Annotated in this window: 14 protein-coding genes; 10 read left to right on the top strand and 4 right to left on the bottom strand. The window is 35.2% G+C overall.

Features of this window, described 5'->3' with window-relative positions; all coding sequences use genetic code 11:
• From RTL21_RS15110 to RTL21_RS15085, 6 genes are all read left to right on the top strand, one after another.
• Positions 1 to 243, top strand: a 243-nt coding sequence (locus RTL21_RS15110; RefSeq protein WP_312096873.1) for a YkyA family protein, incomplete at its 5' end; no start/stop codon positions are given.
• Between the two features lie 642 nt (positions 244 to 885).
• Entirely contained in the window at positions 886 to 2,001 is a 1,116-nt protein-coding gene (pdhA, locus tag RTL21_RS15105; RefSeq protein WP_312096872.1) for a pyruvate dehydrogenase (acetyl-transferring) E1 component subunit alpha, read from the top strand.
• A gap of 3 nt (positions 2,002 to 2,004) precedes the next feature.
• A complete protein-coding gene (locus tag RTL21_RS15100; protein WP_312096871.1) occupies positions 2,005 to 2,982 on the top strand; it encodes an alpha-ketoacid dehydrogenase subunit beta in 978 nt (325 codons plus the stop codon).
• An 88-nt stretch (positions 2,983 to 3,070) separates the two neighbouring features.
• Positions 3,071 to 4,354: a dihydrolipoamide acetyltransferase family protein gene (locus RTL21_RS15095; protein ID WP_312096870.1), complete on the top strand. Its 1,284-nt coding sequence runs from the start codon at positions 3,071 to 3,073 to the stop codon at positions 4,352 to 4,354.
• 4 nt (positions 4,355 to 4,358) lie between these two features.
• The gene (lpdA, locus tag RTL21_RS15090; RefSeq protein WP_312096868.1) at positions 4,359 to 5,768 is read left to right on the top strand and encodes a dihydrolipoyl dehydrogenase; all 1,410 of its coding nucleotides are present in this window, start codon (positions 4,359 to 4,361) and stop codon (positions 5,766 to 5,768) included.
• A 216-nt stretch (positions 5,769 to 5,984) separates the two neighbouring features.
• Positions 5,985 to 6,239 (top strand): hypothetical protein, encoded by a 255-nt coding sequence (locus RTL21_RS15085; RefSeq protein WP_396954453.1) that lies wholly within the window; start codon positions 5,985 to 5,987, stop codon positions 6,237 to 6,239.
• Between the two features lie 308 nt (positions 6,240 to 6,547).
• Here the strand turns inward: RTL21_RS15085 and RTL21_RS15080 are convergent, their stop codons facing one another.
• The gene (locus tag RTL21_RS15080) at positions 6,548 to 6,883 is read right to left on the bottom strand and encodes a hypothetical protein (protein WP_312096864.1); all 336 of its coding nucleotides are present in this window, start codon (positions 6,881 to 6,883) and stop codon (positions 6,548 to 6,550) included.
• A gap of 89 nt (positions 6,884 to 6,972) precedes the next feature.
• A complete protein-coding gene (locus RTL21_RS15075) occupies positions 6,973 to 8,442 on the bottom strand; it encodes an aminotransferase class I/II-fold pyridoxal phosphate-dependent enzyme (protein WP_312096863.1) in 1,470 nt (489 codons plus the stop codon).
• Between the two features lie 379 nt (positions 8,443 to 8,821).
• Here RTL21_RS15075 and RTL21_RS15070 point away from each other — a divergent pair, with 379 nt between their 5' ends.
• On the top strand, positions 8,822 to 9,094 hold the full coding sequence (locus RTL21_RS15070; RefSeq protein WP_312096862.1) for a UPF0223 family protein: 273 nt from the start codon (positions 8,822 to 8,824) through the stop codon (positions 9,092 to 9,094).
• A 251-nt stretch (positions 9,095 to 9,345) separates the two neighbouring features.
• Here the strand turns inward: RTL21_RS15070 and RTL21_RS15065 are convergent, their stop codons facing one another.
• Positions 9,346 to 9,966, bottom strand: a complete 621-nt coding sequence (locus RTL21_RS15065; RefSeq protein WP_312096860.1) for a YktB family protein — start codon at positions 9,964 to 9,966, stop codon at positions 9,346 to 9,348.
• Between the two features lie 261 nt (positions 9,967 to 10,227).
• On the opposite strand from RTL21_RS15065, the gene RTL21_RS15060 reads away from it, so the two are divergent.
• Positions 10,228 to 10,422, top strand: a complete 195-nt coding sequence (locus RTL21_RS15060) for a hypothetical protein (protein WP_047943020.1) — start codon at positions 10,228 to 10,230, stop codon at positions 10,420 to 10,422.
• 330 nt (positions 10,423 to 10,752) lie between these two features.
• Positions 10,753 to 11,553 (top strand): inositol monophosphatase family protein, encoded by an 801-nt coding sequence (locus RTL21_RS15055; RefSeq protein ID WP_312096854.1) that lies wholly within the window; start codon positions 10,753 to 10,755, stop codon positions 11,551 to 11,553.
• A 3-nt stretch (positions 11,554 to 11,556) separates the two neighbouring features.
• Here the strand turns inward: RTL21_RS15055 and RTL21_RS23250 are convergent, their stop codons facing one another.
• Entirely contained in the window at positions 11,557 to 11,751 is a 195-nt protein-coding gene (locus tag RTL21_RS23250) for a DUF5325 family protein (protein WP_396954452.1), read from the bottom strand.
• 339 nt (positions 11,752 to 12,090) lie between these two features.
• Between RTL21_RS23250 and typA the strand changes: the two genes are divergently transcribed.
• The coding region (gene typA, locus RTL21_RS15050; protein WP_312096852.1) for a translational GTPase TypA at positions 12,091 to 13,532 on the top strand (1,442 nt) is incomplete at its 3' end.

The raw sequence follows: 13,532 nt of genomic DNA, 5'->3' as shown, positions 1-13,532 counted from the left end.
TATAATAATTACATAGAAGGGCTTAATAGCGATAAGAAATTATATGAAATGTTTAAAGATGAAGAAGTTAATATGGAAGATTTAGAAGAGCAAGTGAAGAAAATAAATAAAACATATGAAATGGTGTATGAAAATAATCAAACATTTAATGAATTGACGAAAAAATACAATGAATTAAAAGTGGATTTCTACAACGAAGCAGGAATAAAAATAAAAATGAATGAAGAGAAGGAAGAGAAATAAAGTAGTTTTTTATTTTTTGAGAAAAATTTCTTTATGCATTTATTCATTATATATGTCACAGAACAGTGTAGCCAGGAGAGTAAGTATTTTGCTCGATAGGACAAACTGTTCTGTGTTTTTTTATTGAGTTTTAATACTGGTTCTTTTTAAACAATGATAGGGAAAACAGTTATTTCTCATCTCGTCATCTTAAATAGAGCAATAATGCAGTTTATTCGACAAATGGGAAAATTATTATAAAACAGTTGTAAATAGTAGTATCTGTATAATACAGATGTAGTTTTATAAATAATACAGTTATATTAATTTTATGTAAAAAAATAAAAAAAACTTAGAGCTTAATGATTGACGGATAATATTTAAGTATATTAAACTTATACATGTATTGAACAGTTGTATTAATATTTACATATAAATAATTGATACAGTCTATACGGAAACCGAATTAATTTATAAGACGTTTTTTCTTGCGTATTTTGTGGAAAACTGTTTTAGTATGGTTTTTTTTGTTGCTTAAAGTGATATGCTGTAAGTAATAGAAAGCGTTACCTAACTGAATGTCTACCACATTCAAACACAATGTAAACATCTAATGTTTTTACAGAAAAAAGTCTTTTAATATGAAAGGAAAGGGTGGCTTTAATGGCTTCTAAAACAAAGAAGGCACAATTTGATGTGCAAGCACAGTTTGACCAAGTGGCAAACCAATTTCAAACACTTCAGATTTTAAATGAAGAGGGCGAAGTTGTAAACGAATCTGCAATGCCTGATTTAAGTGATGAGCAATTACAAGAATTAATGACTCGTATGGTATATACACGTATTCTTGATCAACGCTCTATTTCATTAAACAGACAAGGTCGCCTAGGTTTCTACGCACCTACTGCAGGACAAGAGGCTTCTCAATTAGCTTCACAATTTGCATTAGAAAAAGAAGATTTCATTCTTCCAGGATATCGTGATGTTCCACAAATTATTTGGCACGGTCTTCCTTTATCTCAAGCATTCTTATTCTCACGTGGTCACTTCCAAGGAAACCAAATTCCTGAAGGTGTTAACGTAATTTCTCCACAAATCATTATCGGTGCACAATACATCCAAACAGCTGGTGTAGCATTAGGAATGAAAAAACGTGGTGCTAAATCTGTTGCAATTACTTACACAGGTGACGGTGGTGCTTCACAAGGTGATTTCTACGAAGGAATTAACTTTGCTGGTGCGTTCAAAGCTCCTGCAATTTTCGTTGTTCAAAACAACCGTTTTGCAATTTCTACTCCAGTTGAGAAACAATCTGCTGCGAAAACAATTGCTCAAAAAGCAGTTGCTGCAGGTATCCCTGGAATTCAAGTAGATGGTATGGACGCTTTAGCAGTTTATGCTGCTGTTCGTGAAGCTCGTGAAAGAGCAATCAACGGCGAAGGTCCAACATTAATCGAAACTTTAACTTACCGTTATGGTCCACATACAATGGCTGGGGATGACCCAACTCGTTACCGTACAGCTGACCTTGACAGCGAGTGGGAAAAGAAAGATCCATTAGTACGTTTCCGTAAATTCCTTGAAAACAAAGGTATTTGGAATGAAGAGAAAGAAAATGCAGTAATCGAGCGTGCTAAAGAAGAAATTAAAGAAGCAATCAAAATTGCTGATGAAGCTCCAAAACAAAAAGTTACTGACTTAATGAACATCATGTATGAAGAGCTACCAGTTAATCTTCAAGAACAATATGAAATTTATGCAGCAAAGGAGTCGAAGTAAGCCATGGCGCAAATGACAATGATTCAAGCAATCACTGATGCGTTACGCACAGAATTACGTAATGATCCAAACGTATTAGTATTTGGAGAAGACGTAGGTGTAAACGGCGGTGTATTCCGTGCGACAGAAGGTCTTCAAAAAGAATTCAGTGAAGATCGTGTATTTGATACTCCATTAGCTGAATCTGGAATTGGCGGTTTAGCAATCGGTTTAGGACTTCAAGGTTACCGTCCAGTACCTGAAATTCAATTCTTTGGTTTCGTTTATGAAGTAATGGACAGTATTTCTGGACAAATGGCTCGTATGCGCTATCGTTCAGGTGGTCGCTACAATTCACCAGTAACCATTCGTTCACCATTTGGTGGTGGAGTTCACACTCCTGAACTTCATGCGGACAGCTTAGAAGGATTAATGGCACAACAACCAGGTCTTAAAGTTGTTATCCCATCAACTCCTTACGATGCTAAAGGTCTTTTAATTTCTGCTATTCGTGATAACGATCCAGTTATCTTCTTAGAGCATATGAAATTATACCGTTCATTCCGTCAAGAAGTACCAGAAGAAGAATACACTATTCCTCTTGGAAAAGCGGATGTTAAGCGTGAAGGTAAAGACCTTTCTATCATTACTTATGGAGCAATGGTTCAAGAGTCTATTAAAGCAGCAGAAGAATTAGAAAAAGAAGGATACTCTGTGGAAGTAGTTGACTTACGTACAGTTAGCCCACTAGATATCGAAACTATCATTGGTTCTGTTGAAAAAACAGGAAGAGCTGTTGTAGTTCAAGAAGCACAAAAACAAGCTGGTATTGCAGCTAATGTTGTTGCTGAAATCAATGATCGCGCAATTCTAAGCTTAGAAGCTCCAGTTCTACGTGTAACTGCACCTGATACTGTATTTGCATTTACTCAAGCAGAAACTGTATGGCTTCCAAACTTTAAAGATATTATTGAAACGGCTAAAAAAGTTCTAACTTTCTAATCATTACCGAATAAAATTCGCATGAGAATTAGAAGATAAGTTAGTTAAAGAAGAAAATTTTTCATAAGAATATTAGGAGGTTGTCACATTGGCTTTTCAATTTAGATTGCCTGACATTGGTGAAGGTATTCACGAAGGCGAAATCGTAAAATGGTTTGTTAAACCAGGCGATAAAGTACAAGAAGATGATGTATTATGTGAAGTGCAAAATGATAAAGCAGTAGTTGAAATTCCTTCTCCAGTTGAAGGTACTGTAGAAGAAGTTTTAGTTGAAGAAGGAACAGTTGCTATCGTTGGTGATGTATTAATTACATTCGATGCTCCTGGATACGAAAATCTTCAATTCAAAGGCGATCATGCTGATGAAGCTCCAGCTGCTGAAGAAGCAAAACCTGAAGCTGCTGAAGAAAGCAAAGCACCAGAAGCAGATGTTGATCCAAGCAGACGCATCATTGCAATGCCTTCTGTACGTAAATATGCTCGTGATAAAGGAGTAGAAATTCAACTTGTTTCTGGTTCTGGTAAAAACGGACGTATTTCGAAAGAAGACATTGATGCACACTTAAATGGTGGTGCTGCACCTGCTAGCCAACCAGCTGCAGAAGCTGCTCCAGCTGAAACTACTACTACTACTGAAGCACCTAAGCCACTTGCTATTCCAGAAGGTGACTTCCCAGAAACTCGTGAGAAAATGAGTGGAATCAGAAAAGCTATTGCTAAAGCAATGGTAAACTCTAAGCACACTGCTCCTCACGTAACATTAATGGATGAAGTAGAAGTGTCTAACTTAGTTGCACATCGTAAGAAGTATAAAGAAGTTGCTGCAGCAAAAGGTATTAAATTAACATTCTTACCTTATGTAGTAAAAGCTTTAACAAGTGCATTAAAAGAATTCCCTGCTTTAAACACATCATTAGATGATGCTACAAGCGAAATCGTTCATAAGCATTACTATAATATCGGTATTGCTGCTGATACAGAAAAAGGTTTATTAGTTCCTGTTGTTAAAAATGCTGATCGCAAAGGTATCTTTAACATCTCTAACGAAATTAATGAACTTGCTGTTAAAGCAAGAGACGGTAAATTAGCTCCAGCTGAAATGAAAGGTGCTTCTTGCACAATTTCTAACATTGGATCTGCTGGTGGACAATGGTTTACTCCAGTAATCAACCATCCTGAAGTTGCTATTTTAGGTATTGGTCGTATTGCGGAAAAAGCTATCGTTAAAGATGGAGAAATTGTTGCTGCTCCTGTATTAGCACTTTCTTTAAGCTTTGACCACAGAATGATCGACGGAGCTACTGCTCAAAATGCAATGAATCATATTAAGCGTTTATTGAACGATCCAGAACTATTGTTAATGGAGGCGTAAAAACATGGTAGTTGGAGATTTTCCTATTGAAACAGATACTATAGTCATTGGTGCGGGTCCTGGTGGATATGTTGCAGCAATTCGTGCAGCACAATTAGGACAAAAAGTTACAATCGTTGAGAAAAACGTATTAGGTGGAGTTTGCTTGAACGTTGGATGTATTCCTTCTAAAGCTTTAATCTCTGCTGGACATCGTTATGAGCATGCTGCACATTCTGCAGACATGGGGATTACAACTGAAAATGTAAAAGTTGACTTCTCAAAAGTTCAAGCTTGGAAAGACAGTGTTGTTAAAAAGCTTACTGGTGGAGTAGAAGGACTTTTAAAAGGAAACAAAATTGATATTGCATATGGTGAAGCATATTTCGTAGATGCTAACACATTAAAAGTAATGGACGAGAAAAATTCTCAAACTTATACTTTTAAAAATGCAATTATCGCAACTGGATCTCGTCCAATCGAAATCCCTACTTTCAAATTCTCTAAACGAGTTCTTGATTCAACTGGTGCTCTTGCACTTCAAGAAATTCCAGAGAAAATTGTTGTAATCGGTGGAGGATATGTTGGTACTGAACTTGGTGGAGCTTATGCTAACTTTGGTACTCAAGTAACAATCCTTGAAGGTGCTGATGAAATTCTTGGTGGTTTTGAAAAACAAATGTCTTCATTAGTTACTCGTAACCTTAAGAAAAAAGGCGCTGAAATCATTACAAAAGCAATGGCTAAAGGTGTTGAAGAAAGTGACACTGGCGTTGTTGTTAAATATGAAGTTAAAGGCGAAGAAAAATCAGTTGAAGCTGATTATGTATTCGTAATGGTTGGTAGAAAACCTAATACAGACGAACTTGGCTTAGAACAAGTTGGTATTGAGTTAGGCGAACGCGGAATCATTAAAACAGATAAGCAATGCCGTACAACTGTAAGCAATATCTTTGCTATCGGTGACGTAGTATCTGGTCCTCCATTAGCTCATAAAGCTTCTTATGAAGGTAAAATTGCTGCTGAGGTTATTGCTGGACATAACTCAGAAATCGACTATTTAGGAATTCCTGCAGTTGTATTCTCTGAGCCAGAATTAGCTACAGTTGGTCACACAGAAGCATCAGCGAAAGAAGCTGGTATTGAAGTGAAAGCTGCTAAATTCCCATTTGCAGCTAACGGTCGTGCCCTAGCTCTTAACGATGCTGAAGGTTTCATGAAGCTTGTTACACGTAAAGAAGATGGTCTTGTAATCGGTGCTCAAATCGCTGGTCCAAGTGCATCTGATATGATTGCTGAATTAGGTTTAGCTATCGAAGCTGGAATGACAGCTGAAGATTTAGCTATGACTATCCATGCTCATCCAACTTTAGGTGAGGTAACAATGGAAGCAGCGGAAGTTGCTATTGGTAACCCAATTCATATCTTACGTTAATGATAAAAAAGAAGTCCTCTTTTAGGGCTTCTTTTTTTTGCATTTAAAGCAATTAAGGGGTAATTTTCTCGGGAATCTCTTAATTTAGTCTAGTTTTTAAAAATATAGTTGGCTATTAGATCCAACCATATTGCTGTTTTTTTTAAGAAAATAATTATAAAATAAAACAAAAGATTGATACATATACTAGTATAGATCGTTAGTAGGGGAAAGGTGGTGTTTTTCTTGAAGATTTATACAGCTATTTTATTTCAGCTAATCATTTGGAGTGGCTTTTCGATTATTGAATGGTTATCAAGACATGATTTAATTCTTTATAAAGTGTTTATGTTTGGTGTGTTTTTTTATTTAGCCATTATAATTGGAAATTCTATTATACAATCAACAAGAAAAACAATGCTTGCCACGATGATCAGTTTATCCATTTATGGGTCCTTCCATTTAATTATGACGATTATTTCTGTTGTTTGAAAGAAACGATATCACATACAATGATAAAAGCTAAATAAGGGATCTCTGTGCCCGTTTGTCTAGAAAGAAAGTGGAAAAGGGAACAGAAGAAGGCTCTCTGTGCCCATTTAGCATGAAATAGGAATGGTAAGGTAATAGAGAAGAGCGCCCTGTTATCTTTTAGCATAGGAATTTCGGGGCAAAAGGAATAAATAATTCTCCTCCCTTATCTTTCTAATCATAATTCAGCATTAAAAAACGCCTTTGCACCAAACAAAGACGTTTCGTTTAAATAAATTCAAAAAGTCACGAGAAAAGCACGCATATACTTATTGCTTCCGTTTCATTGGTTTTTTTCCAAAATAACTATTAAGAACGGTAAAAATAGATAGTATTAACAAGAAAAACACAAGGAAACTAAAAAATAGTGAAACCGGATGAAGAATTGTTTTCGTTTGGAATGGAGAGACGAATGAAACTTCTAACGGATATGCATTCGTTGAAGCAGGCAGCAGCTTTTGTTGTTCTGCAAATGGAATAGGACCTCCAAATCGAAATGCCTGTTCTAATCGCTCTGGTTTATGCTCTACATAATTTTTAAAAATAAACGGGGTCGCAAGACTAATTAATAAACTAATGACGGTAATAACGATATATTTTTTCAAACAGAAAAACTCCAATCTTTCCTTACATTTGTCTCCATAGTTAAGACAGGAATACCTTTATTTCGGCATTCCTGTTAAATAAAACTCTATTATCTTATTGCACGATGCTCCTTAATGACACGAAGCTTTTTGAAATCGTAATCCTCAGGCCCTTGAACAGGCAATCCTGCTTCCATATTTCTTTTTATATAGGCAAGGTTGTCTTCTGTAATAATTTCGCCAGGGATGAAAATAGGGATTCCTGGAGGGTATACCATAATAAACTCCGCAATGACTCTTCCTACTGATTCATCAAAATTAATTAATTCTGTCTCTGAGTAGAAAGCATCTCTTGGTGTTAGAGCTAAAAGTGGGATATTCGGCAGCATTACCCGTGCCTCCACTTTAGAAGCTTTATCTTTTCTCGCTTCTGCAAGAGCTTTAAGGGCATCAATTAAAATATTTGCCTCTCTTTCAGAATCACCAGGTGTAATAATACACAGGATATTATACAAATCAGACATCTCAACTTCAATTCGAAAGTTTTGACGTAGCCATTCTTCTGCATCATGTCCTGTTAGACCTAAATCTTTTACGGAAATAATTAATTTAGTTGGATCATAATCAAAGGCAGAATCAGACTCAAGAATTTCTTCTCCGACACAATATAAGTGTTCAATGTCATTAATTTGTCGACGAATATATTGTGCAAGATTAATCGTTTTATCGATAAGCTCTTTTCCTTCTGTTGCAAGACGTTTTCTAGCAACGTCAAGGGAAGCTAGTAACAGGTACGATGTGCTGGTTGTCGTTAACATGCTTAAAATCGATTGTACACGCTTGTAGCTAATAAGATTGCCTCTCATATTTAAAATAGAGCTCTGTGTCATAGATCCGCCAAGCTTATGTACACTTGTCGCAGCTATATCTGCACCAGCCTGCATGGCAGACATAGGAAGATCCTCATGAAAATGAATATGAACCCCATGTGCTTCATCTACAAGTACTGGAATATTGTAAGAATGAGCTAAATCCACAATCGTCTTTAAATCAGCAGAAATACCAAAATAAGTTGGGTTAATAACTAATAGGCCTTTCGCATCAGGATGAAGGTCTAAAGCATGTTGAACAGATTCAATCGTAATTCCATGAGAAATACCGAGATTTTTGTCCACTTCTGGATGGATAAAAATAGGGATTGCTCCAGCAAATATGATGGCGGACATAACTGATTTATGGACATTTCTTGGAACAATTATTTTATCTCCTGGGCCACAAACACTCATGATCATTGTCATGATAGCACCACTTGTGCCTTGAACGGAAAAGAAAGTGTGATCTGCGCCAAACGCTTCTGCAGCAAGTTGCTGCGCTTGTTTTATCATCCCTTTTGGATAATGAAGATCATCAAGTGGACCAATATTAATAAGGTCTATCGAAAGGGCGTTTTCTCCGATAAAGTTTCTAAATTCTGGATCCATTCCATTGCCTTTTTTATGCCCAGGTATATGAAATTGTATTGGATCCTTTTTAACATGTTCCAATAATCCGTGGTATAACGGTGTTTCGTGTTGTGACAATTTATTACCACACCTCTTTATTTAGTATTTTTATGCAATTTTTAAGCGAACTTTATTAAATTCCTTATGTAGTTGCTAGAAATTTTACAGTTTATGTTGTCGCTGTATTGACTAATTTTAACTACTGTTTACTAGTTATTACCCTAATCACAAAATATAAAAATCATAAAACAAAAGAATTATAGCATTTTTTATTTTCTTTGCATACAATTAGTTTTTACTAGAGGGAAAAGAATTATTTTTCCACTTATTATTTTTACATATCTTTACGTTTATAAAGAGTGATTTGAAGAAGTTTTTAGCACTGTTTTACATTATTCCAAACTTAAATTACAATAGTTTCATCTGAAAAAATTCAAAAATTATAGGATGTGGAAAAATGGATTATCAATATCCAATCGATATCGATTGGTCAACAGATGAAATTATAATAGTGGTTAAATTTTTTGAATGCATCGAGAAAGCCTATGAAAAAGGGGTAGAAAAGACAGATTTAATGGAACAATACCGTGCATTCAAAAAAATTGTACCAGGGAAAGCGCAAGAAAAGAAAGTTTGTGATGAGTTTGAAGAAGTAAGTGGATACTCTACCTATCGAACGATAAAGAAAGCAAAAGAAGCTCCGGATAATAGTAGAATAAAGATGTCATAAGGGGAAAGTCTCTTTGAAAAAGTAGTTTCTGTTACGAAAGAGAAAATAAAACACTAGCTGCCCAATTATTGATAAAGGGTTTAATCGTTGAAGTTGGTGGATTAATGAAGGAGGACATGGAAGGATTTATCGAGAAATTGTAATTCCTGGATCAATTAACGAGAACTAGATAACATACAAAAAAACTTGGAATTTCTCCAAGTTTTTTTGTATGTTAGATAATTCCCTCATTAGGGCGGCTATTATCTGGCTTAATCTTCTAGCGATAATTTATAAATTGGAAGTAATGTATCATATGTTTCTTCTATGAGGGTAAGCAATGCTTCGCCATTTGTTAAAATAGGATCACCAGCAGGAATTTTCTGACCTACTAGAAACTCTGCTTTTTTCACATCACGGAATCTTGTTAAGGCTGCTTCTAAATCAGCTTCGCCAATTTTAACTGCCTCTTTTTTCATATGATCCATGGAAAGGAAATAGTCCTGTGGCAGAGTTGATTGCAATAGCTCATAATTTGCCAAAAAGTCCTCTGCAATTTCTTTCTTTTTTGGAAGTTCATATATATAAGCTAGCCAAATAAAGAGATGGTCATCAAATAAACCAACTTGGAAATGGGGATGCTGTTTATATCCACGCTTATTACTCGCAATGGCAAGCCATGTATCTTTTGGGGGATTAACAGTGCGTCTTGCATGTTTTGCAATATGTAGGAACATTTCCATTCCTAGTTTTCCTGCAAGCTGCTCAGTAAGTTCTGTCCCAATTTCGCGGAATTTCGGCTGAATTCTATCTTGGATTGCTTCCATTCGTGAATCGAGCCCTTCAATCGTAAATGTATCAAAATCTTTTTGTGTAAAACCAGTGAACGACATTATTTCTTATCTCCTTTTTAGTTTATCTCCTATGTTTCCGGGTAAATAGTGTATATAAAATCAAGTGAGCTATCTAGTCATTTACTTGCATCTTCATCATTAGATATGCTTGTCGCAAATATTGTAGCATACATAAATATTATTATGAAGAAATATGGATTGAACTAGGTTATAGCACAAAAAAGGAGCAAGCTAATTGGTTTCCACATAATATATATGAAATCAACAGAAATGTAAGTCGATGAAAGGGGTGCACTGTCAGTGAAACAATTAATGAATTTAGCGAAGAAAATGGAAGTAGAAAAGGAAAAAAAAGCAGTTCTTCGTCTAGAAATGGATTATGAGTTAGCTACCTTATTCGATGCAATGAATGAAAAGGATGAAAAGCAAAAAAAATTAAGCAAGCAAAAACTAGAAAGAATTAGGCAGGAACTTCTAAGACTTAAAGCATTATAAGGAATGAATAGCCAGTTAGGTAATCATGCAGCTGACTCTATAGGAAGTAATTTTGAATTCCTATAGAGTCAGCTGCATGATTTTGCGTTGGGAATAAGGAATACGAAGGGCATTCAGGCTGCGGTTAATAGCAATACTTAACTTAAAACAGCTGGTATTTAGAAGAAGCTTTTCATTAAGAGGTGTAATTCATGGAAGTTGCTTATATTACGATACTAGATAATGTAAAGATTGATTTTTTATTTTGATTATTATTGAAGTATGATTGAGGATTAGATAAGCTAAAATATAGTAAGTGATGGAAAAAAGAATGTAAAGAAGGTTGAGAAGATGACAAACTGGCTGGAAATCGATAAGTATGCAAAAGAATGGATAAAAGAGGCAGGTGAAAGAATCATCAAGTCTTTTTCCTCTGAGCTTATTATTCAAACAAAATCGAATAAAAATGATTTAGTCACACAAATAGACAAGGGTACAGAAGAGTTTTTGATAAATAAGATCAATGAAGTTTTTCCTGCTCATCGAATTTTAGGAGAAGAGGGAGTAAGTGAATCTTTAGAAGATTTAAAAGGAATTGTCTGGATTATTGATCCAATCGATGGAACGATGAATTTTGTCCATATGCAACGGGATTTTGCGATTTCAATCGGTATTTATGAGGATGGAATAGGGAAAATTGGTTTAATTTATGATGTAGTAGCAGAAGAACTATACCATGTTCAAAAGGGAAATGGTGTATTTATGAATGATACAAAGCTATTGCCATTAAAGGACACTGCTGTTGACGAGGCTATTATTGGATTAAACGCCACATGGGTTACGAAAAATAAACGAATTGATCCGACTATATTAGAACCACTTGTAAGAGATTCTAGGGGCACAAGATCTTTTGGATCTGCTTGTTTAGAACTAGCCTATATCGCTGCTGGTCGAATGGATGCTTATTTAACTTTAAGATTATCACCATGGGATTACGCAGCAGGTAAGATAATGGTAGAAGAACTGGGGGGCAAGGTAACAACCTTAAGAAATGAACCTCTTGATTTATTAACACAACAATCCTTTTTTGCTTCTAAGCCTGGATTGCACGATGAAATTCTCCAAAAATATTTAAAGGACGGAAACTGGTAAAGGTTATCCATGCTGTTTTTCCGGTATCCGTTGCATTTTCTTTTTTTTGTAGGATCTAAGTGACCAAATACTGCAAAATAAGAAAAAACAAATAAGTGTGCCAAGTAATGTTTTTTCAAGAATACATATCCCGATACCAATAAAACTTGAAATTCCATAGATGTTGTAGTAAAAAAATGGATATTTATCAAAATTCATGTTTATCTTCCTTTATTATGGTGTATATTAATCGGAAATAATAGCGTATGATAATCTTAAAACCATCCCACAGCGAAAAGATGTGGGTTTTTTATCTGTGTTCCCTTCTATAATACTATGGTATGGATTGGAAAGAACAGAAATATTGTAAAGAAATTGTTATTTATAAGAAAAATTGGATAGGTAAATAAAATATTTTGTTAAAATAACGTTTACATTCGTAATTTTTATAAAAGCTTTTAGGTTTCTGAAGAATTATGTGATATAATGACTCAGTTATAATATTATTAAAAAAATAAGTTAAATCCAGATAGACATATTTAGGTAGGAGTGAAATTTTTGAAAATTAGAGAAGATATTCGTAACATTGCTATTATTGCTCACGTTGACCACGGTAAAACGACTTTGGTTGACCAGCTGTTAAAACAATCCGGCACATTCCGTACAAACGAACATGTAGAAGAACGTGCAATGGATTCCAATGATTTAGAAAGAGAACGTGGAATAACAATATTAGCGAAAAATACTGCTATTCAATATAAAGATAAACGTATTAATATTCTTGATACACCAGGACATGCTGACTTTGGTGGAGAAGTAGAACGTATCATGAAAATGGTTGATGGTGTTCTACTTGTTGTTGATGCATATGAAGGTTGTATGCCTCAAACACGTTTCGTATTGAAAAAAGCATTAGAGCAAAACTTAACTCCAATTGTTGTAGTAAATAAAATTGACCGTGATTTTGCTCGTCCTGCTGAAGTAATTGATGAAGTTCTAGATTTATTTATTGAGTTAGATGCGACAGAAGAGCAGTTAGAATTCCCTGTTATCTATGCATCAGCTATTAATGGAACAGCTAGCACAAACCCTGAAAAGCAAGATGAAAACATGCAATCATTATATGATGCAATTGTTGATCATATTCCTGCACCAGTTGATAATCGTGAAGAGCCTTTACAATTCCAAGTAGCTCTTTTAGACTACAACGACTATGTTGGAAGAATTGGTATCGGTCGTGTATTCCGCGGTACGATGAAAGTTGGACAACAAGTAGCTTTAATGAAATTAGATGGAACAGTTAAACAGTTCCGCGTAACAAAAATCTTTGGTTTCTTCGGATTGAAGCGTCAAGAAATTGAAGAAGCATACGCTGGAGATTTAATTGCGGTATCAGGAATGGAAGATATTAACGTTGGTGAAACAGTATGTCCGTTTGAACACCAAGAAGCACTTCCAGTTTTACGTATTGATGAGCCTACACTTCAAATGACATTCTTAGTTAATAACTCTCCTTTTGCAGGTAAGGAAGGAAAATATTTAACTTCAAGAAAAATTGAAGAAAGATTACGCGCTCAATTAGAAACAGATGTGAGCTTACGTGTTGAAAACACAGATTCTCCAGATGCTTGGACTGTTTCTGGACGTGGAGAACTTCACTTATCTATCTTAATTGAAAACATGCGTCGTGAAGGTTATGAGCTTCAAGTATCTAAACCAGAAGTTATTGTTAAAACTATCGATGGCGTTCGTTGTGAACCAATTGAGCGAGTACAAATCGATGTTCCAGAAGAGCATACAGGTTCTGTAATGGAATCAATCGGTGCTCGTAAAGGTGAAATGTTAGATATGATCAACAATGGTAACGGACAAGTTCGTTTAATCTTTAACGTACCTGCTCGTGGTTTAATTGGTTATACAACAGAATTCTTAACATTAACACGTGGATATGGTATCATCAACCATACATTCGATAGCTATCAACCAATGGCATCTGGCCA

Source organism: Niallia sp., assembly GCF_031978665.1.
Taxonomy (GTDB): domain Bacteria; phylum Bacillota; class Bacilli; order Bacillales; family Cytobacillaceae; genus Niallia.
The sequence above is the reverse complement of the archived record's forward strand: the minus strand, read 5'-3'. Positions and strand labels throughout refer to the sequence as shown.

Excerpts from the sequence above, each read along its gene's own strand:
- RTL21_RS23250 (WP_396954452.1), bottom strand. The coding sequence starts at position 11,751 with ATGAATTTTGATAAATATCCATTTTTTTACTACAACATCTATGGAATT.
- lpdA (WP_312096868.1), top strand. The coding sequence starts at position 4,359 with ATGGTAGTTGGAGATTTTCCTATTGAAACAGATACTATAGTCATTGGT.
- RTL21_RS15065 (WP_312096860.1), bottom strand. The coding sequence starts at position 9,966 with ATGTCGTTCACTGGTTTTACACAAAAAGATTTTGATACATTTACGATT.
- pdhA (WP_312096872.1), top strand. The coding sequence starts at position 886 with ATGGCTTCTAAAACAAAGAAGGCACAATTTGATGTGCAAGCACAGTTT.
- RTL21_RS15100 (WP_312096871.1), top strand. The coding sequence starts at position 2,005 with ATGGCGCAAATGACAATGATTCAAGCAATCACTGATGCGTTACGCACA.
- RTL21_RS15070 (WP_312096862.1), top strand. The coding sequence starts at position 8,822 with ATGGATTATCAATATCCAATCGATATCGATTGGTCAACAGATGAAATT.
- RTL21_RS15055 (WP_312096854.1), top strand. The coding sequence starts at position 10,753 with ATGACAAACTGGCTGGAAATCGATAAGTATGCAAAAGAATGGATAAAA.